19 protein-coding genes and 1 pseudogene are annotated in these 20648 nt (G+C 72.1%); 2 read left to right on the forward strand and 18 right to left on the reverse strand.

The features are described from left to right. The 9 genes from JGS39_RS18455 to JGS39_RS18495 form a co-directional block, all read right to left on the reverse strand. Positions 1 to 587, reverse strand: a 587-nt coding sequence (locus JGS39_RS18455) for an FAS1-like dehydratase domain-containing protein (RefSeq protein ID WP_219570265.1), incomplete at its 3' end; no start/stop codon positions are given. Then, on the reverse strand, positions 584 to 1750 hold the full coding sequence (locus JGS39_RS18460) for an acyl-CoA dehydrogenase family protein (protein ID WP_219570266.1): 1167 nt from the start codon (positions 1748 to 1750) through the stop codon (positions 584 to 586). The genes JGS39_RS18455 and JGS39_RS18460, both read right to left, overlap by 4 nt. Positions 1751 to 1797: 47 nt before the next feature. After that, entirely contained in the window at positions 1798 to 3453 is a 1656-nt protein-coding gene (gene casI / locus JGS39_RS18465) for a steroid-22-oyl-CoA synthetase (protein ID WP_219570267.1), read from the reverse strand. 307 nt (positions 3454 to 3760) lie between these two features. Continuing rightward, positions 3761 to 4522, reverse strand: coding sequence for an SDR family NAD(P)-dependent oxidoreductase (locus JGS39_RS18470; protein WP_219570268.1), 762 nt, complete (start codon positions 4520 to 4522; stop codon positions 3761 to 3763). Between the two features lie 13 nt (positions 4523 to 4535). Next, entirely contained in the window at positions 4536 to 5192 is a 657-nt protein-coding gene (locus tag JGS39_RS18475) for a PaaI family thioesterase (RefSeq protein ID WP_219570269.1), read from the reverse strand. Further along, positions 5189 to 6079, reverse strand: coding sequence for a MaoC/PaaZ C-terminal domain-containing protein (locus tag JGS39_RS18480; protein ID WP_219570270.1), 891 nt, complete (start codon positions 6077 to 6079; stop codon positions 5189 to 5191). The genes JGS39_RS18475 and JGS39_RS18480 overlap by 4 nt, the downstream gene beginning before the upstream one ends. A 2-nt stretch (positions 6080 to 6081) precedes the next feature. Continuing rightward, positions 6082 to 8268: an acyl-CoA dehydrogenase family protein gene (locus tag JGS39_RS18485; protein ID WP_219570271.1), complete on the reverse strand. Its 2187-nt coding sequence runs from the start codon at positions 8266 to 8268 to the stop codon at positions 6082 to 6084. A 10-nt stretch (positions 8269 to 8278) separates the two neighbouring features. Continuing rightward, a complete protein-coding gene (locus JGS39_RS18490; protein WP_219570272.1) occupies positions 8279 to 9439 on the reverse strand; it encodes a steroid 3-ketoacyl-CoA thiolase in 1161 nt (386 codons plus the stop codon). 132 nt (positions 9440 to 9571) lie between these two features. Continuing rightward, positions 9572 to 10318 carry an SDR family NAD(P)-dependent oxidoreductase gene (locus JGS39_RS18495; RefSeq protein WP_219570273.1) on the reverse strand — a complete coding sequence of 249 codons (747 nt, stop codon included), beginning with the start codon at positions 10316 to 10318 and terminating at the stop codon, positions 9572 to 9574. A 217-nt stretch (positions 10319 to 10535) separates the two neighbouring features. Here JGS39_RS18495 and JGS39_RS18500 point away from each other — a divergent pair, with 217 nt between their 5' ends. Further along, on the forward strand, positions 10536 to 11702 hold the full coding sequence (locus JGS39_RS18500; RefSeq protein WP_219570274.1) for a 3-ketosteroid-9-alpha-monooxygenase, oxygenase component: 1167 nt from the start codon (positions 10536 to 10538) through the stop codon (positions 11700 to 11702). Next, the gene (locus JGS39_RS18505; RefSeq protein WP_236063858.1) at positions 11702 to 11989 is read left to right on the forward strand and encodes a ferredoxin; all 288 of its coding nucleotides are present in this window, start codon (positions 11702 to 11704) and stop codon (positions 11987 to 11989) included. Before JGS39_RS18500 ends, JGS39_RS18505 begins: the two co-directional genes overlap by 1 nt. A 54-nt stretch (positions 11990 to 12043) precedes the next feature. Here JGS39_RS18505 and JGS39_RS18510 read toward each other — a convergent pair. The 9 genes and pseudogenes from JGS39_RS18510 to JGS39_RS18550 form a co-directional block, all read right to left on the reverse strand. Continuing rightward, positions 12044 to 12175, reverse strand: a pseudogene (locus JGS39_RS18510) (RNA polymerase subunit sigma-24); the annotation flags it as partial. A 15-nt stretch (positions 12176 to 12190) separates the two neighbouring features. Then, the gene (locus JGS39_RS18515; RefSeq protein WP_219570275.1) at positions 12191 to 12532 is read right to left on the reverse strand and encodes a hypothetical protein; all 342 of its coding nucleotides are present in this window, start codon (positions 12530 to 12532) and stop codon (positions 12191 to 12193) included. Positions 12533 to 12595: 63 nt separating this feature from the next. After that, positions 12596 to 13519: a VOC family protein gene (locus JGS39_RS18520; RefSeq protein WP_219570276.1), complete on the reverse strand. Its 924-nt coding sequence runs from the start codon at positions 13517 to 13519 to the stop codon at positions 12596 to 12598. A gap of 43 nt (positions 13520 to 13562) precedes the next feature. Next, positions 13563 to 14747, reverse strand: coding sequence for an acyl-CoA dehydrogenase family protein (locus JGS39_RS18525; RefSeq protein WP_219570277.1), 1185 nt, complete (start codon positions 14745 to 14747; stop codon positions 13563 to 13565). Between the two features lie 8 nt (positions 14748 to 14755). Continuing rightward, complete coding sequence (gene dmpG / locus JGS39_RS18530; RefSeq protein ID WP_219570278.1) at positions 14756 to 15811, reverse strand: 4-hydroxy-2-oxovalerate aldolase; 1056 nt, start codon at positions 15809 to 15811, stop codon at positions 14756 to 14758. Positions 15812 to 15839: 28 nt separating this feature from the next. After that, the gene (locus JGS39_RS18535; protein WP_236063861.1) at positions 15840 to 16694 is read right to left on the reverse strand and encodes an acetaldehyde dehydrogenase (acetylating); all 855 of its coding nucleotides are present in this window, start codon (positions 16692 to 16694) and stop codon (positions 15840 to 15842) included. Between the two features lie 110 nt (positions 16695 to 16804). Continuing rightward, the gene (locus JGS39_RS18540) at positions 16805 to 17842 is read right to left on the reverse strand and encodes a ferredoxin--NADP reductase (RefSeq protein ID WP_219570280.1); all 1038 of its coding nucleotides are present in this window, start codon (positions 17840 to 17842) and stop codon (positions 16805 to 16807) included. Next, positions 17839 to 19533, reverse strand: coding sequence for an FAD-binding protein (locus JGS39_RS18545; protein WP_219570281.1), 1695 nt, complete (start codon positions 19531 to 19533; stop codon positions 17839 to 17841). The genes JGS39_RS18540 and JGS39_RS18545 overlap by 4 nt, the downstream gene beginning before the upstream one ends. Beyond that, on the reverse strand, positions 19530 to 20399 hold the full coding sequence (locus JGS39_RS18550) for an alpha/beta fold hydrolase (RefSeq protein WP_219570282.1): 870 nt from the start codon (positions 20397 to 20399) through the stop codon (positions 19530 to 19532). The genes JGS39_RS18545 and JGS39_RS18550 overlap by 4 nt, the downstream gene beginning before the upstream one ends. Positions 20400 to 20648: the final 249 nt, after the last annotated feature.

The raw sequence follows: 20648 nt of genomic DNA on the forward strand, positions 1-20648 counted from the left end.
GCGGGCGCGGGGGCCGCCGCGGGCGTGGGCGCGGGGGCCGCCGCGGGCGTGGGCGCGGGCCGGAATCTCAGGGTTCGCCAGCGCTGGGTGGCGACCGTCTCGCCGTGCTGATCGGTGTAGGTCTTCAGGGTGGTGACGAACCGTCCGGTCCCGAGCCCGGTCCTCTTCTCCGCCGAGACCGACTCGACGCTTTCGCGGACGGCGACATGGTCCCCCGGTGTCAGTTCCCGCAGGAACGTGCACTCGGAGTCGGTGGCCACCACGGAGGTGTAGCCGCCCTCGTCGAGGAGGGCGACGAGCTCGTCGAATCCGTCCGGGCCCCCGGAACGCGGGGCCGTCGTGGCCGCGTATCCGCGCATCGTCCAGGCCTGGATCATCGACGCGGGTGCGACGACCGCCTCGCGGCCGGTGGCGCGGGCCGCTTCGGCGTCGGTGTACACGGGGTTGGTGTCGCCCATCGCCTCGGCCCAGTGCCGGATCATCGGCTGGTTGACCGGGTCCTGCGCCGGTGTGAGCGGCCTCAGTTCGCGCCCGGTGAAGGCCCGCAGCCGCTCCTCGTACCCAGGCTGCTCGCCGTACCCGGTCATGCGCCACGCCCCTTGCGCGGCAGCCCGAGTCCCTGGGTCGCGACCATGTCGCGCAGGATCTCGTTGACGCCGCCGCCGAAGGTGTTCACGATGCCCTGCCGGGAGAGCTGTTCGACCTGCCCGGCGAGGGCGGCCCCCGGCGACTCGGGCCGGATGCGCCCGGCGGCGCCGAGGATCTGGGTCAGCCCGCGCTGGACGGCGATGTGGGTCTCGGTTCCGTAGGCCTTGGCGGCTCCCGCGTCGGCTCCGGTGAGGGCGTCGCGGGCGACGGCGGACGTCATCTTCCAGTTCATCAGCCGCATCGCCTCCAGCCGGGCGTACGTACGCGCGAACTCCTGCCGCACCCACGGGATGTCGGCCGTGCCGTTCTCCCGGGCCCACTCGAGGACCCGTTCCCACAACTGGATCATGCGGCCGCCGAGGGCGGCGAGGCCGATGCGTTCATGGTTCAGCTGGGCGGTGATCAGCCGCCAGCCGCCGTCCACGTCGCCGACCACGTCGGCGGCGGGGACCCGCACCCCGCCGTAGTACGTCGCGGTGACGACCATGCCGCCGACGGTCCGGATGGGGCTCCAGGAGAAGCCGTCGTCGGCGGTGGGCACGATCAGGATGGAGATGCCCTTGTGCTGGGGTGCTTCCGGGTCGGTGCGGGCAGCGAGCCACACGTAGTCGGCGGTGTTCGCGCCACTGGTGAAGATCTTGCTGCCGTCTATGACGTACGTGTCGCCGTCCCGGACCGCGCGGGTGGTCAGCGAGGCGAGGTCGGTGCCCGCCGCGGGCTCGGTGTAGCCGATCGCGAAGACGATGTCGCCGGAGAGGATTCCGGGCAGGAACCGCTTCCTGTGCTCCTCGGATCCGTACGCCATCAGGGTCGGGCCGACGGTGTTGACCGTGACGAACGGGAAGGGCAGACCGGCCCGTTGCACCTCGTCGAAGAAGACGTACTGGTCCTCCACCGACCGGCCCTGACCGCCGTACTCGGTGGGCCAGCCGATGCCGAGCCAGCCGTCGGAACCGAGCCTCTTGACGACCTCCCGGAAGCGGTCGCCGCCCACTCCTTCCTCGCCGACGCGACGGCGTTCGTCCTCGGGCATCAGGCCCGCGAAGTACGCCCGCAGTTCCCGCCGCAGCTCCTGGTGCGCGGCGCTCTCGCGCAGTTGCATGTGTGGTTCTCCTTGGTTGTCGCCGCCGGGCGGGGTGAACGTGCCTCTCAGGGCAGGAAGCGTGCGCGCCCGTTGGCCAGGAACTCCGCGCGCAGCGCGGCCTTGTCCCCGTCGGCCATCGGCGCGTACGCGGGCCGGCCCCGGCCCGCCCAGCGGTACACCGGGTCGTCGGTGCGCCAGCCGTCGAGCTGCATCTCCTTCTTGCGCAGCTTGTTGGAGCCGGTGGCCGGCAGCGCGTGGGAGACACGGACGAAGCGAGGGGCTCCCTTGGTGCCCAGGTCCTCCTGGCGCTCCAGGAAGCCGGGCAGGTCCAGGTCCTCGAAGCGGGCGCCCTCGGCGATCTCGACGGCGGCCATGACCTGGTCGCCGGAGCGCGGGTCGGGTACGCCGAACACTCCTGCCGCCACCACGCCGGGATGCCTGCGCAGGATGCGTTCGGTGAGCAGGGCCGAGATGTTCTCACCGTCGACGCGGATCCAGTCGCCGGAGCGGCCCGCGAAGTAGAAGTAGCCGGCCTCGTCCACGTATCCGAGGTCGCCGGTCCAGTACCAGCCGTGCCGGACGCGTTCGGCGTTCGCGGCCTCGTTGTTGTAGTAGCCCTCGAATCGGGCGGCCCCCTCGGTGTCGACGATCTCCCCGATGGCCTCCTCCGGGTTGCGCACCCGGCCGTAGACGTCGAGCACGGCGGGCGGGCAGGTGGTCCGGTCCGTGGGGTGCACGATCCGGACGCCGTCCCGGGCTGGCCTGCCGAGCGCGCCCGTGGGCGCGTCGGGGACCCGCTTGAGCATGCCGGCGCCCTCGCTGGAGCCGTAGCCCTCGACGAGACGGCAGCCGAAGCGGTCCAGGAATCGGGCGGCGTCCTCCGGCGACGCCTCGGTGCCGAAGGCGTGGGTGAGCCGGTTGTCGGCGTCGGCCGGGCTCTCGGGACGGGCCAGGATGTAGCCGATCGCCTTGCCCACGTAGGTGAAGAAGGTGGCCCCGAAGTGGGTCACGTCGGGGAGGAAGCCGGAGGCGGAGAACTTGCGGGTGAGGGCGATCGTGGCGCCGGCACTGAGTGCGGGGGCCCACAGCGCCATCAGCGCGTTGCCGTGGAAGAGCGGCATCGGGCAGTAGCAGGTGTCCTCGCGGGTGATGTCGTACTTGGCGCTGTTGGAGGCCCCGAGCGCGGCGAGCCGGCCCTGCGAGCAGAGCGCGGCCTTGGACGTGCCGGTCGTGCCGGAGGTCAGGAGCAGCAGCATCCGCGTGGTGGTGGTGACTTCGGGGTCCCGGGCGGGCAGGCGGGGGTGCGCGGCGAGGCGGTCCCCGTACTCCGGTGCATCGACGACGAGGAAGCGGTCCCGGTCGACGCCGATGTCCAGCCCGTCGAGCAGGGCGGCGCCTGCCCGGTCGGTGACGATCACCTGGCAGTCGGTGTGCCGCACCTCCCGCTCCAGTTCGGCGCCGCGGCGGGTGGGGTTGATGCCGACGACGGCCGCGCCCGCGAGGGCCGCGGCGCCCAGCCAGAAGACGTACTCGGGTTCGTTGTCCAGGAGCACGCCGATGTGGAACGGTCCGTCGGTCCGCAGTCTCCTGGCCCAGGCGGCGCGGGCCGCGCTCTCCTCGACGACCTCTCCCCAGGTCCAGGACCGTTCACGGGTCAGCAGGCCCGGGTGGTCGTCCCCGGCCCTGGCGAGCAGCAGGTCGGCAATCGTCTCGTGTGGCAACGTCGGTCCCTCTCACCCGGTGGCCGGGTCTGCCGGTGTCGGTACGGGGGCGGGTCGCGCGGCGCGTCCCGTGGTGGGGGCGGTGCGTCCCGTGGTGGGGCGGCGGTGCGTGCCGTAGTGGCCGTGGCGCGTTTCGTGGTGGGGCGGTGCGTGCCGTAGTGGCCGTGGCGCGTTTCGTGGTGATCGGGGCGCCCGGGGTGGCGACGCTAGCCGTGGGCGGGACGGCCCGGTCCGGCCGTCCCGCTGACCGGGAGGGACCCTTCCCGCCCGGGCAGTCACGCTGACCGGTGGGGCGGTCCCCGCCCGGTCAGCCGAAGTTGGCCTGGCCTCCGTCGAGGGGCACGGTGGCGCCCGTCAGATAGCGGGCGTCCGGGCCGCACAGCATCGCGACGGCACGGCCGATGTCCTGTTCGCAGTCGCCCACGTAGCCGAGCGGGATGGACGCGCAGAACTCTGCGGCCTCCTCCGGGTGGGCGGCCTGCCAGCCCTCGTAGGCGGGCGAGACGGCATGCGGGGCGATCGCGTTGACCCGGATGCCGTCGCGGCCCCATTCGCTGGCGGCGGTCCTGGTCAGCGAGCGCAGCGCGGACTTGGCCGCCGCGTAGGCCCCGTACGTGCTCAGGTCCCAGCGGACCATGGCGGACGTGACGAGGTTGACGACCGAGCCGCCGCCGTCGCGCTTCAGATACGGATGCGCGGCCTTCATGAAGGCGAACGCCGCGAACGGGGCGCTTTCGAAGCCCCGTTGGAACTCCTCGTCGCTCAGCGAGAGGAGCGGTCCATAGCAGCCGGAGTAGGCGTTGTTGACCAGGATGTCGAGGGAGCCGAAGCGCTCGGCGACGTCCTCCACCACGGACGGGATCCGGTCCGTTTCGAGTACGTCGAGGACGAACGGATCGGCCCTCACGCCCCGTTCGCGCAGCAGTTCACAAGTCGTTTCCAGCTTCGCCGCGGTCCGCCCGAGGACGGCCACCGAAGCTCCTTCGGAGGCGAGGGCCAGGGCGATGCCCTGACCGACGCCCTGTCCCGCACCAGTGACGACCGCGACTTTGCCTTCGAGGCCTCCCATGACTCAGCCCTCCTCAACTAGGCCGGGGAAGCTGCTTGTTGATGAAAAGGCCTTCCGCGGTGACGCAGGTACGGCCGCCGGCCCGGATCTCGCCGACCGTACGGATCCGCGAACCCTCCACCGAGACCTGGCGCCCGGTGACCGTCAGTGGCTCGAACAGCGGGGTGGGCCGCAGATAGCGCAGGGTCAGTTCCGCGGTCATCCCGGACGGGCCGCCCCAGTGGTTGGCCACCCCCAGTGTGTGGTCGAGGAGCAGCGCCGAGATCCCGCCGTGCACATGGCCGGGCGGGCCCTGGTAGGGCAGGTCGAGCGTGACGACGCCTTCGACGGAACCGTCCTCCTGGCCGTGCAGGTGCAGCGGTGGCGCGAGGGCGTTCTCGGGGCCGGTGACGGGGTCGTGCCGGGTGACGCCCTCGCCGCGCCACATCTCGGCGAGGCGGTCCTCTATGGAGAGCGCCTTCGCGCCGAGCCCGTCGGCGACGGCGTCGAGGCGGGCGGCGATCTCGTTCATGTCCGCGCCGGTGCCGTCGCCCGCGCGCAGCAGGGCGGCGACCACCCGGCGGGCCGCGGCGACCGCCGTATCGACGCCGTCCTTGTGCGGTTCGGCGACCAGGCGGGGGCCGGTGACCGGTGCGGTGTACGCCTCGCTCTCGTTTCGGGGGCTGCTCATGCCGTCACCGTCGCCGTGGCGTGGGTGAGCACGGGCGAGCCGTCGCGTTCGGGACAGCCGGCGTGCAGTACGAGTCGCTGCGTGCCGTCGCCGGCCGGTTCCTCACGCCATACGGAGGTGGCGAGTGACTCGCCGGGGACGAGGGGGCCCGCGAAGCGCACGGTGAGGCCGGTGAGACGGGTGACGTCACCGTCGAGGAGGCCGTCGACCAGCGCCTTGCAGACGATGCCGTACGAGGCGAGCCCGTGCAGGATCGGCCGGTCGAAGCCGGCCGCCCGTGCGAAGGCCGGGTCGGCGTGGAGCGGGTTGAGGTCACCGTTGAGCCGGTACCACAGGGCCTGCTGGGGAGTGGTGGCGTAGGTCAGCACGGTGTCGGCGGGGCGGTCCGGCGCCGCCCACTCCTCCGCCGGGCCCGGCTCTCCGCCGAAGCCGCCCGCGCCGCGCGCCCAGATGCGGGTGGTGGACGTCCACAGCGGCTCGCCGTCGGGGCCCGTGGCGGCGGACTCCAGGACGATGAGGGCGGCCTTGCCCTTGTCCCACAGCTCGGCGACCCGCGAGGTGAGCGTGGCGGTGCCCGAGGCAGGCAGCGGCCGGTGGACCTCCAGGCCCTGGCCGGCGTGGAGCACGGCCCTCAGGTCGATGTCGATGCCGGGCAGGTGGAGTCCCGGCGGGTCCGCCTCACCGGCCGAGATGCCGGAGCCGGCCACCATCGCGAAGGCGGGCAGCACAGCGAGACCGTTCTCGTAGGTGAGGTGCAGCTCGGGCCCGGTGGCCGCGTCGGCACCGGCGCCCAGGCTCAGGTGGTAGAGGAGCACGTCGCGGGTGGTCCAGTGGATCTCGCGGACGGACGGGTCCGCGGTCAGCGCCTTGTCGGGGTCGATGGACATGGTCAGCCTTTCTCGGTGGGCTCGGGGTCGCGGGGCAGGCCGAGCATGCGCTCGCCGATGATGTTCAGCTGGATCTCCGTCGTGCCGCCGGCGATGGACAGGCAACGGGCGTTGAGGAACTGCCAGGTGGCGTCCAGGCGTTCGCCCTCGCCGGTCAGCGCGGCGGTGCCCTGCCAGTCCATGCAGGTCTCCCAGACCCTCTGCTGGTGTTCGACGCCGAGCAGTTTGGCGACGGACGCCTCGGCGCCGGGCTGCTGCCCGGAGACGGTGCGCAGTGTGGTGCGCAGCGCGAGCACCCCACCGGTCTGGGCGTCGCAGAGATGGCCGCCGAGCGTGGTGAGCTGTTCGTCGTCGAGGCCGTCCGACGCGGCGGCGATCTCCAGCAGGGCCTCGGCGCCGGAGCCGACGGAGTCGTGGGAGAGGGCGACGCGTTCGTTGGCGAGCGTGGTCCGGGCGAGCTTCCAGCCGGCGCCCGGTGCACCGACGAGCAGTTCGTCGGGGATGAACACGCCGTCGAGGAAGACCTCGTTGAACTCGGCGTCGCCGGTGATCTGCCGAAGCGGCCGGATGTCGATCCCTGGGCTCGTCATGTCGAGGAGGAAGTAGGAGATGCCCTTGTGCTTGGGCACGTCGGCGTCGGTACGGGCGAGCAGGACGCCCCAGTGGGCGTCGCGGGCCATGGACGTCCATACCTTCTGCCCGGTGATCCGCCAGCCGCCGTCCGTCTTCTCGGCGCGGGTGGTGAGTCCGGCGAGGTCGGATCCCGCGCCCGGTTCGCTGAACAGCTGACACCAGCGGATGTCGCCGCGCAGGCTCGGCGCGAGAAAGCGCTCCTGCTGGGCCGGGTCGCCGTGGGCGATGATCGTGGGCACCACCCAGCCACCGATGATCATGTCGACGGGGGTGAGAGCGGCCGCCCGGAGCTCCTGGGCGATGACGAGCTGGTCCACCGGCCCCGCGCCCTTGCCCCAGGGGGCCGGCAGGTGGGGTGCGGTGTAGCCGTGGTCGGCGAGGTGGGTGAGACGGTCCTTGCCGGTCAGGGCCGCGGCGTGGCGCAGTTCGGCGCGGATGTCCTCGCGTACGGCTTCGGCCTCGGCCGGCAGTTCCACGCTCAGGGTGCGGCGGGTGCCGTCCAGGGTGAGGCGGGCGACACGGCGGCGCCAGGCGGCGGCCGGGCCCAGCGCGATCCGGAGGGTCTGGGCGCGGCGCAGCGCGAGGTGCGCGTCGTGCTCCCAGGTGAAGCCGATGCCGCCGAGCACCTGGATGCAGTCCTTGGCGACGGCGAATCCCGCGTCGACAGCGACCGCCGCGGCGACCGCGGCGGCCAGCGAGGCCTCCGCCCGGTCCACGACATCGTGCGCGCGGGCGGCGTCCCAGGCGCAGGCGCGGGCCTGTTCGGACTGCGCGAGCATGCGGGCGCAGCGGTGCTTGACGCCCTGGAACTGGCCGATGCGCCGGCCGAACTGCTCCCGTACGCCCGCGTACTGTGCGGCGGTGGTCACGCAGCGGTCGGCGAGGCCGGCGGATTCTGCGGCGAAGAGCGTCGCGGCGAGGTCCCGCGGCACCTGCGGGTCGAGGTCCAGCAGGTCGACGGCGGGGACCGGCACCGAGCGCACCGTCACCCGGGACGAGCGGCGGGTGAGGTCGTGGCTGCGGACGTCCGTGGTCTCCGCTGCGGCGCGGGGCAGCACCAGCCAGGTGGTCCGGCCCTCGTCGGACGCGGGCAGCACGAACACGTCGGCGAGCTGTCCGCCGATGACGAGCTCCGAGGTTCCGGTGACGGTGACGGTGCCGTCGGCGGCGCGGTTCAGGACGAGGGTGCCGGGGGCGAGTCCCACCGCGCCGAGGCTGGTTCCGGCGGCGAGCGCGGCAAGGTGCGTCCGGTGTCCGGCCGCGTGCAGGACGGCCGAGGCGAGCGTCGTCGGCAGGAAGGGTCCGGGGGCTGTCGCCCGGCCCAGCTCCTCGGTGACGACGGCGAGTTCGACGAGCCCGTACCCGGCGCCGCCGTCCTCCTCCGGCAGGTGCAGACCGAGCAGGCCCTGGCCCGCCAGGCCGCTCCAGTGGGCGGGCAGGGTCTCCTTGCCGGCGTCGGCCGCCGCACGGAGGGTGTCCTCGGTGATGTGCCGGTTGGCGAAGGCGCGTACGGCGTCGCGCAGGTCGAGGTGCTCCTGGGTGAGTCCGATGGTCATGGCGCGCCCCTCAGATGCGTTCGATGACGGTGGCGGTCGCGTGCGCTCCACCGGCGCACATGGTGATCAGCGCGGTGGACTTCCCGGTGCGCTCCAGTTCGTACAGGGCCTGGGTGATGAGCCGGGCCCCGGTGGAGCCGACGGCGTGACCGAGCGCGATGGCGCCGCCGTTGACGTTGACCTTGTCCATGTCCGCCTCGTGGACCTGGGCCCAGGACAGGACGACGGAGGCGAAGGCCTCGTTGATCTCGACGAGGTCGATGTCGGCGAGGCTCATCCCGGCGGTGCGCAGGACCCGTTCGGTCGCGGCGACGGGTCCGTCGAGGTGGTAGTACGGGTCGGAGCCGACCATGGCGGAGGCCACGATCCGGGCGCGGGGGCGCAGCCCCTCGCGGGCGGCTCGCTCCCGGCTCATCATCAGGACGGCGGCGGCTCCGTCGCTGATCTGGGAGGAGTTCCCTGCGGTGTGGATGCCGTCGGGGAGTACGGGCCGCAGGGCGGCCAGCGCCTGCGGGGTGGTGTCGCGCAGCCCCTGGTCCCGGCTGACGACGGCGGTCTCGCCGGTGGGCCCCTCGGCTCCCATGACGGGTGCCTGGATGTCGATGATCTGCCCGTCGAAGCGGCCTTCGGACCAGGCGCGGGCGGCCTTGTGCTGGGAGGCGAGGCCGAGGGCGTCCGCGTCGGCCCGGGTGATGCCCCGGTTGCGGGCGATGCGTTCGGCGGCGGTGAACTGGTCGGGCATGTCCAGTGTCCAGCCCTCCGGGGCCGGGGAGCCGTTGTCCGGGGTGAGCGCGGCACCGAGGAAGACCCGGCTCATGGACTCGACACCGCAGCCGATGCCGGCCTCGATGGCGCCGGAGGCGATCAGGCCCGCGACCAGGTGTACGGCCTGCTGGGACGAGCCGCAGGCGCAGTCGATCGAGGTGCAGGCGGTGGTGTACGGCAGTCCGGCGTACAGCCAGGCGTTGCGGGTGACGTTGTTGGACTGCTCACCGGCCTGGGTGACACAGCCGCCGATGACCTGCTCCGCGGTGCCGGGGGCGACGCCGGCCCGCTCCAGCAGCCCCTTCTGTGCGAGCCCGAGGAGCTCCGCCGGGTGGAGTCCGGACAGGACACCGCGGCGCCGGCCGACCGGTGTCCGCGCGGCTTCGACGATGACGGCCTCGGTCATGGCTCTCCATAAGGGTGTGAGGGGCCCGTTGGGCCGGGACACTGATGAATTCGAAAACTAGAATTCATTCTCGAAACAAGCAAGAGCCAGTCCCGCTCAGTGGCCCGGCAGTTCCCTGGGCCGGCCTCCGCGTCAGATGTGGGACCCGCCGTCGGCCCGCAGCTCCGCCCCGGTGAGGTAGGCCGCGTCCCGCGAGGCGGCGAAGGCGATCACCCCGGCGATCTGCTCGGGCCGCGCGGCACCGAACGGTGCGCGGATCCGCGCGTAGTACGAGGTGTCGAGGTCCGGCGGCAGCACGTGCGGCCCGACCAGAGGCGTGGCGACGGTGCCGGGCGACACGGGCACGACCCGGATGCCGCGGTGGGCGACCTCGGCGGCCAGGGACAGCGAGAAGCCGAGGACCGCCCCCTTGGAGGCGGCGTACGCGGTCATGTACGGGTTCCCGTGCGCCGCCGCCGAAGACGCCACGTTGACGATGACACCGGAGCCGTCCGGCAGATGACGCAGCGCCTCCCGGCAGAACAGGGCCGTTCCCACCGTGTTGACCGCGAAGAGCCGCTCCATGTCGGCCACCGTCAGCCGGTCGATCGGTGTCGTCCGGTGGATCCCCGCCACGTTGACCAGGACGTCGATGCCGCCGAGGCCCTCGGCCGCGTCCCGTACGCACTCGACCACCGCGTCCTCGTCCGCGACGTCGGCGACCCGGATCACGATCCGCCCCGGCCCGTCCGCCGCCGCGGCGGTGCCCGTCAGCCCTTCACGCGACAGGTCGACGGCGCACACGAGCGCGCCTTCGGACACCAGGCGCAGCGCGGTCGCCCGCCCGATGCCCGATCCCGCCCCGGTGAGCAGGACCTTCACGCCGTCGAATCGGTTCATCGCGGGCTCCTTGGCTGTGTCGTGCGGTGAAGAGACCGGCGGACCGTACTGGCGGCCGGCAGCACCGCGGAGCCCGGGTCCCACCGACCGGGACCGGCCCGCCGGCCGGCCCCGGAGCGCCGGTTCCGGTCAGTGGGACTCCTCCGGCCGGGCACCGGCGGGCGGGCCTACCGTCCGGGAACCTGGAAACCATGCGTCCTTAAGGGGATGAGAGAACGTGAGCGCAGTCGATTCAGCACCCGACGACGTCAGGGCCATCGAAGCCGCAGCGGCACCCACGCGGTTCGCGCGCGGCTGGCACTGCCTTGGCCTCTCGGAGAAGTACCGGGACGGAAAGCCGCACTCGGTCCGGGCGTTCGGCCAGAAGCTCGTGGTGTTCCAGGCCGGCGACGGCACGCTCAGCGTGCTGGACGCCTACTGCCGGCACATGGGCGGCGACCTCTCGCAGGGAACCGTCAAGGGCGACGAGGTCGCCTGCCCGTTCCACGACTGGCGCTGGGGCGGTGACGGCCGCTGCAAGCAGATCCCGTACTCCAAGCGGGTCCCTCTGCGGGCCCGCACGGCGTCCTGGCCCACGCTGGACCAGGACGGCATGCTCTTCGTATGGAACGACCCCGAGGGCAGTCCCCCGCCCGCCGACGTGGTCATTCCCCGGATCGAGGGCGCGACGAGCGACGAGTGGACCGACTGGCTCTGGTACGAGACCACCATCGACGCCAACTGCCGCGAAGTCGTGGACAACGTGGTGGACATGGCCCACTTCTTCTACGTCCACTACTCCTTCCCGACGTTCTTCAAGAACGTCTTCGAGGGGCACACCGCCACCCAGCACATGCGCGCGACCGGCCGCCCCGACGCCCGCCCCCAGGAGCAGGGCGACAAGCCGAAGACCACCGGCAGCAACTCGCTGGCCGCCTACCACGGCCCGTCCTTCATGATCGACGACCTGACCTACCACTACGACACCGGTGACCAGCAGTCGGTACTGATCAACTGTCACTACCCGGTCGACGCGAACCGGTTCGTGCTCCAGTACGGCATCATCGTCAGGCGTTCGCCGTCGATGACGGGCAGCGCGGCCGACGAACTCGCGGCGGGCATGGCGCAGTTCATCAAGCTCGGCTTCGAGCAGGACATCCAGATCTGGCAGAACAAGGCCCGGATCGACAACCCGCTGCTCTGCGAGGAGGACGGTCCCGTCTACCAACTGCGCCGCTGGTACGAGCAGTTCTACGTGGACGTGGCCGACGTCAAACCGGAGATGACCGACCGGTTCGAGTTCGAGCTGGACACCACGCGGCCCGTAGAGGCGTGGCAGAAGGAGGTCGAGGCGAACCTCGCCCGCAAGGCCGCGGCTGCCCCCGCCGAGGGCCGGCCGGTCTGATGCGGGTCGACAACCGCCTCACCGACGGCGTGCCGATGCGGCCCCTGGCGTGCGACCGGTGCGCGGCGCAGGTGCTCGTACGCAAGAGCAGCCGGCAGCAGACGAGTGTGCAGTGGAACAGCGGCGCGACGGCCCTCTGTGCGGAGCTCGAGGGGGCCGAACCGGCCTTCGAGGGCTGCGGGTCACTGCGTGACACGATCCGCGAGGCCACGTTGCGGGGCACGATCGAACTCGCCGACGGCGGCGGCGGCGGCGAGACAGGCGGGCCCGGCCGGCAGCTCATGTGACCACCGGTGGCCGGCGCCGCCGCCGCCGCTCCGGGCCGCGGACCCTGTGCGGGCTCAGCGGGCCACAGCGGTCTCCCGGTCGACGCGGGACAGCTTCTCGGGGTTGCGTACGGCGTAGAGCCCGGCGATGAGGCCGCCTTCCAGGCGTACCGCCAGAACGGTGTCGACCGCACAGCCCGTCCGCACATCAACGCTCCGTGCTCAGCCTGCGGCGGCGGCCACACCCGCCCGCCGCCCGAAGAACGTGCCGTCGCCGAGCGAGGTGCCGCTGACGTATCCCTCCCGGCCGTGCCGGCGTGCGGTGACCCCGACGACCCGGCCGCTGTCGTCCACGATCAGTGCCGTGGCCAGGGTGTCGGCCTGTACGGCGGCCCCCGCGTCCTCGGCCGCGGCGACCAGCTTCTCCATCACCAGCCGGCCGCCGGACAGCGCGGAGGACCCGCCGGGGCCCCCGGCCCGTTGCAGTACGAGGACGTCGGCGCCCGCCGCCGCGGACTCGTACGCCGCGGCGGCCCCGGCGCATCCGAAGCCGACGACCAGCACGTCGGTCTCCGCGTCGTAGTGGCCGACGGTTCCGGTGACATCGGTGTCACCGGCCGGGTGCTCTCATGTGGCCGTCCCGGGCGGCGTGAAGGCCGCCAGGGGTTCGGAGCCGGACCAGTCGTGGCCCCAGTAGCTGTCGGCGGTGATCTCCTCGGCGGTGTAGTGCGCCTCGTCGACGCGCATCCCGTCGTATCCGTACTCGAGGTCCCAGCCGCCCGGCGCGCGCACGTAGAACGACACCATCTTGTCGTTGGTGTGCCGGCCCAGCGTCGAGGAGAGCGAGAAGCCCTGCCTGCCCACGTTGTCGAGGGCGCGGCCGACCGCGTCCAGGCTGTCGACCTCGACCATCAGGTGCACGAGGCCGGGCGCCTCGCCGTGCGGGGCGGGGCAGACGGCGAGGCTGTGGTGGCGTTCGTTGACCCCCATGAAACGCACCCGGCGCGGCGACCCGCCGCCGAGCCTCATCGAGCCGCGGGGCAGGAATCCGAGCACTTCGGTGTAGAAGGCGATCGTGTCGTCGGGGCTGGTGGTGGGCAGGACGATGTGTCCCATCCCCTGGCCGCCGGTCACGAACCGCTGGCCGAGCGCGGTCACTACGGGACTGTGGTCCAGGACCGGGGCGAAGAACACCTCGACGGGCACGCCCGCCGGGTCCTCGAAGGTGATGCCCTGCTCGACGCCCCGGTCGTCCGCCGCCTCACGGCTGAGCGGCTTCACTCCCGTACCGGACGCCTCGACGGCGCGGCCGACGGCGGCGAGCGCGAACTGGTCCCGCACCTCCCAGCCGATCGACAGCACCCGGTCGGTGTCGCCGGGCAGGACGACGAGCCGGGAGCGGCGCTCGTCCATGCGCAGGTACAGGCCCTCGGGGTCCGGCCCGGATCCTTCGGCGAAGCCGAGGGCGTCCACGGTGAGTTCGCGCCAGCGCCCGATGTCACTGGACTGGACCCGGAGATAGCCGAGTCCTCGGATCTGTGTCTGCGTCATAGGGGTGTCCTCTCTGAAACCGGTCTGCGGTCGGTCGAAGGAGTCAGATCATCGAGCGCATCGGGCCCTGCGGCGGCTCGATGCCGATCTCGGTGAGGGCCGAGGCGTGGAAGACGGATCCCGGCACATGGATGGCGTGCGTGAGGCCCACGTGCGCGTCGCGCCAGAAGCGCTGGATCGGGTTGTCCAGCCGCATCGCGTTGCCGCCGGAGCGGGCGACGATCTCGTCGACCGCGCGAACGGCCCGCCAGGCCGCGGCGGCCTGGGTGCGCCGGCCGACGGCCCGGCGCTCGAAGCTGATCTCCTCGCCTGCGGCCACCGCGTCGTGGATCCGGCAGATGTTGTCCAGGAGCGCCGAACGGGCCGCCGCGATCTCGGCCGCCGCCTCGCTGATGGCGTACAGGACGTACGGGTCGTCCTTCACGGCCTGGCCGGTGATCTGCACGCGGCCGCGCTGGTAGTCGAGGTGGTGCGCGAGAGCGCCCTCGCAGATACCGATCACGGCGGCGGTGATGCCGAGCGGGAACGCGGCCGAGAACGGCAGCCGGTAGGCGGGGTTGGTCAGCCCGGCCTCAACGGCCAGGGACCCGTCCACGACCTTGTTGTACTCGATCACGCGGTAGTCGGGTACGAAGGCGTCCTTGACGATGACGTCCTTGCTGCCGGTGCCGCGCAGCCCGACGACGTCCCACGAGTCCTCGACGATCTCGTAGTCGGCGCGGGGCAGGATGACGTGCACGGACTGCGGGGGGTTGACGCGGTTGCCGCCGGCGTCGGCGAGGAAGCCGCCGAGGAAGATCCAGCGGCAGTGGTCGGTGCCGGAGGAGAACTGCCAGCGTCCGTTGAAGACGTAGCCTCCGTCGACGGGCCGCAGCAGACCCATCGGCGCGTACGGGGAGGCGATCCAGGTGTCGGGGTCCTCGCCCCAGATCTCCTCCTGGACCCGGGGGTCGGCCATCGCCATCTCCCACGGATGGACACCGACGACACCGGTGACCCAGCCGGTCGCCCCGTCCAGGGCGGCGATCCTCATGACCGTCTCGGCGAACTCGCGCGGATGCAGTTCGAGGCCGCCGTAAGTCTTCGGCTGGAGCATGCGCATCGCCCCGACGTCCCGGAGGATCTTCGCCGCCTGGTCGTCGAGCCGGCCGAGCGCCTCGTTGGCGGGTCCGAGCGCGCGGATCTCGTCGGCTCGTGCCTCGACTGCTTCGAGTACGGGATTGGACATGGCGGTTCTCACTTCCCCGAGGAGTGCTGGGCGGTCCCGGAGCGGTTCTTCGCCGCGAGGGCGACCGCGATCTCGATGAGCTGGTCCTCCTGGCCCCCGACGAGCTTGCGCCGGCCCGCCTCCATGAGGATCTCGGCGCCGGAGACCCGGTAGGTGGCGGCCTGGCGGGCGGCGTGCTTCAGAAAGCTGGAGTAGACGCCGGCGTATCCCATCGTCAGCGACAGCCTGTCGAGCAGGCACTCGCCGTCCATGACGGGCCGGACCACGTCCTCGGCCGCGTCGATGATCTTCAGTACGTCGATGCCGGTACGGATCCCCAGCTTCTCGGCGACGGCCGCGAAGCCCTCGACGGGCGTGTTGCCCGCGCCCGCGCCGAAGCGACGGGTCGACCCGTCGATCTGCTTGGCCCCGGCACGGACGGCGAGGACGGAGTTGGCGACGCCGAGGCCGAGGTTCTCGTGCCCGTGGAAGCCGACCTGGGCGTCGTCACCGAGCTCGGCGACCAGTGCGGCGATCCGGTCACTGGTCTGTTCCATGATGAGGGCGCCTGCGGAGTCGACGACGTACACGCACTGGCAGCCCGCGTCGGCCATGATGCGGGCCTGCCCGGCCAGCACCTCCGGCGGCCGGCTGTGCGACATCATCAGGAACCCGACGGTCTCCAGGCCCAGTTCGCGGGCGAGGCCGAAATGCTGGACGGAGATGTCGGCCTCGGTGCAGTGGGTGGCGATCCGGCAGATCGCGGCGCCGTTGTCCGCGGCCTCGCGGATGTCGTCCTGGAGGCCGAGGCCGGGCAGCATCAGGAAGGCGATCTTCGCCCGGCGGGCGGTCTTCACCGCGGCCTTGATGAGCTCCTGCTCCGGGGTGTGGCTGAAGCCGTAGTTGAAGGAGGACCCGCCGAGGCCGTCGCCGTGCGTGACCTCGATGACGGGCACGCCGGCGTCGTCGAGCGCGCCGACGACGGAGGTGACGTGGTCGACGGTGAACTGGTGCTGCTTGGCGTGCGATCCGTCCCTGAGGGACGAGTCGGTGACCCGGATGTCCAGGTCGGAGCTGTAGGGCATGGCTCGTGTACTCCTCGGTGAGCGGCGGTCAGGCGCCGGCGCGGCGGGCGGTGATCCGCTGGGCGAAACCCTCGCCGACCCTGGTGGCGGCGGCGGTCATGATGTCGAGGTTTCCGGAGTACGGCGGCAGGAAGTCGCCCGCGCCCTCCACCTCGATGAAGACCGCGACGCGGGCGAGCCCGCCGCTGACCGCGGTCTCCCCGTCGAACTGCGGCTCGGCCCGCAGCCGGTAGCCGGGTACGTACCCGGCGACCCTGGCGACGGTCTCCTGGATCGACGCGGTGACCGCGTCCCGATCCACATCGGCGGGGACGGCGCAGAAGACGGTGTCCTGCATCAGCATCGGCGGTTCGGCCGGGTTGAGGATGATGATGGCCTTGCCCTTGGCGGCGCCGCCGATCGTCTCGATGCCCCGGCTGGTGGTGAGGGTGAACTCGTCGATGTTGGCGCGGGTGCCGGGCCCGGCCGACGGCGAGGCGACGCTCGCGACGATCTCCGCGTAGGCGACCTCGGTGACCCGGGAGACGGCGTGCACGATCGGGATGGTGGCCTGGCCGCCGCAGGTGATGAGGGAGACGTTCGGTGCGTCGAGGTGGTCGCCGAGGTTGACGGCGGGCACGACCGCCGGGCCGATCGCGGCGGGGGTCAGGTCGATGGCCTGGATGCCGAGTCCGGCGTACTTGGGGGCGTTGGCCCGGTGGACGTACGCGGACGTGGCCTCGAAGACCAGATCCGGGCGCTCGTCACCGGCCAGCAGTGCGTCGACGCCGTCGGCGCTCGCGTGCAGGCCGTGGTCGGCGGCGCGTTTCAGGCCGGGGCTCTGCTCGTCGATGCCGATCATCCAGCGCGGCTCGATGTCGGGCGAGCGCAGGAGTTTGTACATCAGGTCGGTGCCGATATTGCCGGATCCGACGATCGCGGCGGTCGCCTTGGTCACGGTTCGAACCTCATCCGGGTCGAGTGGGAACGGGGAACAGGTGCGGGAGGGGCGGCTCAGCCGTCGTAGGTGGCCTTCAGCCGGCCGCTGAGCGGGCGCGCCTGGCAGGCGAGGATCAGACCGTCGGCGAGGTCGGCGGCGTCCAGGACCTCGTTGCGTTCCATGGCCACCTCGCCCTCGGTCAGGACACAGGCGCAGGCGCTGCAACTGCCCTCCCGGCAGGAGTACGGCGCGTCGAGTCCGGCGGCGAGCAGCACGTCGAGCAGGGGCGTGTTGCGGGGCCAGTCGACGGTGTGGCTCACCCCGTCCAGCTCCACCTCGGCCGTACTGACGGGCCCGGCGGTGTCCGGCTCCGGTACGGGGTCGCGTTCCGCGAACGGGTCACCGGTCAGCGAGGTGAAGCGCTCCACGGTGATCCGGTCGGGCGGTACGCCGAGGTCGGTGAGCGCACCGGCCGCCAGGTCCATGAAGGGGCCGGGCCCGCATACGAAGGCCGGACGCCCGGCGTACGGACGGGCCAGCGCACGCAGGCCGGATGCGGTGGGCCGGCCCTGGACGGACTCCAGCCAGTGCAGGACGGTGAGCCGGTCTCCGTACTCCTTTGCCAGGTAGGCCAGTTCGTCGCGGAAGATCACGGACTGCTCGTCGCGGTTGGCGTAGAGGAGGGTGACCGCGCCGGTTCCGGCGTGCAGGGCGGAGGCGAGGATGGACATCACGGGGGTGATGCCGCTGCCCGCGGCCAGGAGCAGGAAGTCGCCGTCGAGCGAGTCCGGGGTGAAGGTGCCCGCGGGCCGCAGCACCTCCAGGGTGTCGCCCTCGGTGACGTGGTCGCAGATCCAGTGGGAGGCGTACCCGCCCGCCGTCCGCTTGACGGTCACCTTCAGATGTTCGTCACGCACCGGGGAGCTGCACAGCGAATAGCAGCGGGCGGCTCCGCCCGGACGCTCGGAGGGCACCCGGACGGTGAGGAACTGGCCGGGGCGGTAGGTGAACCGGGCCCGCTCCCCGTCCGCCGGCTCCAGGACCAGCGAGTGCGCGTCGGCCGTCTCCCGGATCACCTCGACCACGCGCACCGTCAGCGGCGCCGGGCTCATGGGGCGCCTCCGGCGGCCCCGGCCCCCGTGCGGGTGACGGCGGCCGCGTGCCGGGCCGCGAGGTAGCCGAACACGATGGCGGGGCCGATGGTGGCGCCGGGCCCGGCGTACTCGTTGCCCATTACGGCCGCGGAGGTGTTGCCGGTGGCGTACAGCCCGGCGACGGCCGAGCCGTCCTCGCGCAGTACCCGGCCGTTCTCGTCGCAGACGAGGCCGCCCTTGGTACCGAGGTCGCCGACCTCGATGCGGATCGCGTAGTAGGGGGCCTTGTCGAGCTCGTCGAGGTTGGGGTTCTTCATCGTCGGGTCGCCGTAGTAGCGGTCGTAGGCGCTGTCGCCGCGGCCGAAGTCGGTGTCCTTGCCGGTACGGGCGAAGCCGTTGAACCGTTCGACGGTCTCGGTGAGGGCGTCCGCCGGGACGTCGATGCTCCGGGCGAGGCCGGCGACGGTGTCCGCGCGGTGCACGGTGCCGTTCTCGTAGAACGCCTTGGGGAAGGGCATTCCGGGGAGGATCTGCGCGAACGGGTACCGGGCGCGGGCCTTGGCGTCCATGACGAACCAGGCGGTGGTGTGCCCGCCTTCGAGCTGGTCGTGGACGAAGTTGACGTAGGGGGAGGACTCGTTGGTGAACCGTCTTCCGTCGGAGGAGACGATGACCGACGGCGGGATGCACCGCTCGGAGACCAGCGGGATCGTCGCTCCGGAGGGGTGGTGCACGGACGGCATCCACCAGGCGTCGTCCATGAAGTCGAGCGCGGCGCCGAGTGCCCGGCCTGCGAGGATGCCGTCGCCGACGTTCTCGACGGCTCCGGCGCTGTGGTTGTCGCGGCCGCCCTCGGGCAGGTACTTCTCGCGCATCTCCCGGTTGTGGTCGAACCCGCCGGTGGCGAGGAGCACGCCGTGCCGGGCGCCGACCCGCACGGGCTTGCCGTCGCGGGTGACGACGACGCCGATGACCGTGCCCTGCGCGTCGGTGACGAGTTCGGTCATCGGGCTGCGCAGCCACACCGGTACGCCGGCTTCCTTGAGCGCCATCCGCATCCGCGCCACGAGCGCCCGGCCTCCGGTCGCCATGTGGCGCCGGCGGACCATGTTGGACGAGACGCGCCAGGCGGCGATCACGGAGGCCCAGCGTCCGCGCCAGGTCCGTTTGACCATGGCGAGGTTCCGGTAGTCCTTGGCGGTGATCCAGAGTCCGAGGGGGCCCTTGAGGCTGTTGCGCCGCTGGTGTTTCTCGTCCTCTCCGAGCTTGCGGGTGTCGAAGGGCAGCGCCTCGACCGACCGGCCGAGCGGGCGGCCGCCGTCGTACTCGGGGTGGTAGTCGGCGTACCCCTTGACCCAGAAGAACCGCATCCAGCGGCTCTTCTCCAGCAGCTCCATCGCGGCCGGCCCCTGGTCGACGTACGCGTCGAGGCGGGCGCCGGGCACGCGGTTCTCGGTGAGCAGGTCGAGGTAGCGGCGCACGGACTCACGGCTGTCGTCGTGGCCCCTGGCCTTCAGCGTGGGGTTGTTGGGGATCCAGATGCCGCCTCCGGAGATGCCGGTCGTCCCTCCGTACATCGCCCCCTTCTCGACGACGGTGCTCAGTCCGCTGTCGGCCGCGGTCAGGGCCGCGGCCATGCCGCCTCCGCCGCTGCCGACGACGACGAAGTCGAACTCCTCGTCCCAGGCTCCCCGGGCCGCGGCGCTCACGCCGCGTCCTTACGGGTGAGGAAGGCGAGAACCGCGCTCTCCCAGGCGGCCTTCTGCTCGATCATCACCCAGTGCCCGCAGTCCGGGAACACGTGCAGTTCCGCGTCCGGGATGGTGCGCATCGGCACGATCGACATGTCGACAGGGCTGACCCGGTCGTCTCGCCCCCAGGTGAGCAGGGTCTTCGCGCGGAGCCGGTGGAGCATGGCCCAGTAGGGCGCCTCGTCGGACGCGGCGGACGCGGCGGACCGTGCCGCGAAGGCCTCGCTGCCGTACATCAGGCGGGCACTGGCGAGCGTGTCCGGGTCGGTGGCCTGAGCCCAACGCTCCTCGATGAGCTCCTCGGTCACCAGGGAACGGTCGTACACCATCGAGTTCAGCCAGCGGACGAGGCCCTCGCGGGACGGTGCGTCGGTGAACTCGGAGAGCAGCTTGATGCCTTCGCCGGGCCCGGGGCTGAACAGGTTGCGGCCGATGCCGCCGATCGTCACGAGGCGGCGCACCCGGTCGGGATGGGCGAGCGCGAACTGCGTGCCGATGATGCCGCCCATCGAGTTGCCGATGATGTCGACCTGCTGGAGCCCGAGCCCGTCGAGGAACCGGGCCACGGACGAGGCCGCCGTCGCCATGGGGTGGCCGTCGGCCGGGTCGCTGACCCCGAAGCCGGGGAACTCCAGGACCAGGCAGCGGAAGTGCTCGGCGAACGTCCCCATGTTGTGGCGGTAGTTGCGCCAGCCGGTGACCCCGGGGCCGGAACCGTGCAACAACAGCAGGGGCGGACCGTCCCCGGCCTCGTGGTAGCGCAACACGCCTTGATCGGTGGCGAGTTCACGCAGTGTGGAGTCATGGCTCAGCGCCGTCATCATCCCTGCCTCGGTTGACCTCTGTGTCCGGTGGACCTGGTGACCCGGTGTGCCGGCCGGGGCGGTGGTCCCTCCGGGCGGCCATGGGTGCCGTGTGATCGGTTCCCGGACGGTAGCCACGGCCTGCCGGGCCGCGCGGCGGGCGTCTCGGTGAGCGGGATGCGTACGGCCGCCGGGGCACGGGCGGCCTGCGGCGGCTCGCGGTCCGGGGCCGTTCCACTCATCGGGAACCGCCTCACGGCGCTTCGGCCG

Origin of the sequence: Streptomyces poriferorum (genome assembly GCF_019399235.1) — a bacterium.
GTDB classification, from domain to species: domain Bacteria; phylum Actinomycetota; class Actinomycetes; order Streptomycetales; family Streptomycetaceae; genus Streptomyces; species Streptomyces poriferorum.

Excerpts from the sequence above, each read along its gene's own strand:
- JGS39_RS18460 (WP_219570266.1), bottom strand. The coding sequence starts at position 1,750 with ATGCAACTGCGCGAGAGCGCCGCGCACCAGGAGCTGCGGCGGGAACTG.
- JGS39_RS18470 (WP_219570268.1), bottom strand. The coding sequence starts at position 4,522 with ATGGGAGGCCTCGAAGGCAAAGTCGCGGTCGTCACTGGTGCGGGACAG.
- JGS39_RS18475 (WP_219570269.1), bottom strand. The coding sequence starts at position 5,192 with ATGAGCAGCCCCCGAAACGAGAGCGAGGCGTACACCGCACCGGTCACC.
- JGS39_RS18480 (WP_219570270.1), bottom strand. The coding sequence starts at position 6,079 with ATGTCCATCGACCCCGACAAGGCGCTGACCGCGGACCCGTCCGTCCGC.
- JGS39_RS18485 (WP_219570271.1), bottom strand. The coding sequence starts at position 8,268 with ATGACCATCGGACTCACCCAGGAGCACCTCGACCTGCGCGACGCCGTA.
- JGS39_RS18490 (WP_219570272.1), bottom strand. The coding sequence starts at position 9,439 with ATGACCGAGGCCGTCATCGTCGAAGCCGCGCGGACACCGGTCGGCCGG.
- JGS39_RS18495 (WP_219570273.1), bottom strand. The coding sequence starts at position 10,318 with ATGAACCGATTCGACGGCGTGAAGGTCCTGCTCACCGGGGCGGGATCG.
- JGS39_RS18505 (WP_236063858.1), top strand. The coding sequence starts at position 11,702 with ATGCGGGTCGACAACCGCCTCACCGACGGCGTGCCGATGCGGCCCCTG.
- JGS39_RS18520 (WP_219570276.1), bottom strand. The coding sequence starts at position 13,519 with ATGACGCAGACACAGATCCGAGGACTCGGCTATCTCCGGGTCCAGTCC.
- JGS39_RS18525 (WP_219570277.1), bottom strand. The coding sequence starts at position 14,747 with ATGTCCAATCCCGTACTCGAAGCAGTCGAGGCACGAGCCGACGAGATC.
- dmpG (WP_219570278.1), bottom strand. The coding sequence starts at position 15,811 with ATGCCCTACAGCTCCGACCTGGACATCCGGGTCACCGACTCGTCCCTC.
- JGS39_RS18535 (WP_236063861.1), bottom strand. The coding sequence starts at position 16,694 with ATGTACAAACTCCTGCGCTCGCCCGACATCGAGCCGCGCTGGATGATC.
- JGS39_RS18540 (WP_219570280.1), bottom strand. The coding sequence starts at position 17,842 with ATGAGCCCGGCGCCGCTGACGGTGCGCGTGGTCGAGGTGATCCGGGAG.
- JGS39_RS18550 (WP_219570282.1), bottom strand. The coding sequence starts at position 20,399 with ATGATGACGGCGCTGAGCCATGACTCCACACTGCGTGAACTCGCCACC.